The 1,604-nt window shown below is 35.8% G+C and carries 3 protein-coding genes; all 3 read right to left on the reverse strand.

What is annotated here, in order from left to right; translation table 11 throughout:
• Window positions 1–138: 138 nt before the first annotated feature.
• Entirely contained in the window at window positions 139–840 is a 702-nt protein-coding gene (locus ACYQ21_RS15535; protein WP_460059580.1) for a hypothetical protein, read from the reverse strand.
• Entirely contained in the window at window positions 833–1,180 is a 348-nt protein-coding gene (locus tag ACYQ21_RS15540) for a hypothetical protein (protein ID WP_460059582.1), read from the reverse strand. The genes ACYQ21_RS15535 and ACYQ21_RS15540 overlap by 8 nt, the downstream gene beginning before the upstream one ends.
• Before the next feature lie 74 nt (window positions 1,181–1,254).
• Window positions 1,255–1,604: hypothetical protein (locus tag ACYQ21_RS15545; RefSeq protein ID WP_460059583.1), on the reverse strand; the 350-nt coding region annotated here is incomplete at its 5' end.

Raw genomic sequence — 1,604 nt, forward strand, 5'->3', positions numbered from 1 at the left:
ATCAAACCGTTATTGGCTTGAACAGTTGTTGAATCAAACATTTTAGTACCATCACTTTCTATGTCATTAAATTTACGACTTGCATTCTCTAAAATATAGGCACAACCATTGTCTACATTTCAGAAAACTAATATTTTTTCACTTCGCCTCAAACGAATTAACTACCGAACCCTTAGGCACATTGAAGATATATTTTTCTTCTGAAAGAAACTTGGAATTAGACCGATGGTTATTGTTAAATTCCATCAAGAGCTTGTCAAATCGCTTATCTTCATATTTCTGCTTCTTAATGACCAAAGCAGGACTTTCAATCGTTTCATTAATGTAGACCTGCTTATCGCTAGATAGGTTGTACTCATCTTTCAGGTTCAAGAATTGATAGCCATCCGTTTCTTTAACCACATACCTATAATCTCTTTTGTTTGAGGTTTCAACGCTGCCAGAAACAAACAGAAAGCCGCCTGAAACATGACCATTGATTTCCTGTGAATTTGTCGCATTTAAGTTATAAATTGGGATTGACTCGCTAATCTCTATCTTTTTTGCCTGAGTTAAATACGTTTTTTGTATCTCAGATTTTGGCAGTCCTTTATATTCGGAAGTTCTAAACCCTCCCGAACACAGGCAAATAATTACTATAATGACTAGCACAGGTAAAGGAATAAGCTGTGCAACAGAAGTGTCCATATCTAGATAATTTTCATAAAACATGCTAAAGAATAACAGTATGACCACCAGTATTAATCCGAATGCAATCAAACCTATGGTATGAGCTAGTTCATTATTTTTAGGAATTTTACTAATTGCTTTCAAGTATTCTGAATAGGTGTACTTATCCATTTTCACCCTCTTTCATTATTTTATCGCTGGTTTCTTTGCCATCAGGGTCAAGCGTGTAGGTTTTACTACCAAAAACTTCTGATTGATTTTTAGCATCTGCAAGTATATCAGCCACTACTTGCTTTCCTGATGCTTCATACTCAGGCAAGAAATATTTTCCTGATGCTATTTTCGTCATATTGGCTTCTGCAATAAATTGAGGTTGATGAAGTTGATGAGTGCTCAAACCGTATGATACCCCTATGGTAGTTCCGACAACTACACTCAAGACCAGGGCTATTATTTTCCCTTTGTTTTGCCTATTCATATCACTATCCTTTCGTTTTTCTTGAACTTGCATTCTCTAAAATATAGGCACAATCTTTGTCTACATTTCAGAAAATACAAGTAATAATTACCTTGTATTTTCTGGGTCTAATCAATGTCTAAACTCAACTGATTTGGATCCTCAAGTAAAGACTGAGATAGATTCCTTTGAGTGTGATTCAAATGGCTTTCGCCATACTGTTGCACGCTCTCAGCAACAATCTCGGTGATTGATAGACCTGTCACGGCTTTCAGTATCATCAGTTGTTTGTGTGTTTCTACAGTAACCTTGATACTTTTTGTCGCCGCTTTGTTAGGTGCCTCATTAGGAGTAGAAAATTCTACTTTTCTACTTCCAGAAATCGCCTCTCTGTTTTTCTTCTTTCTAGGTTTTTCAGCTAAATATTTTGTTAAATCCGCCATTATGCTGCCTCCAATCGTTCTAATATTTTGGTGAA

The organism is Pseudolactococcus yaeyamensis, from assembly GCF_054658615.1.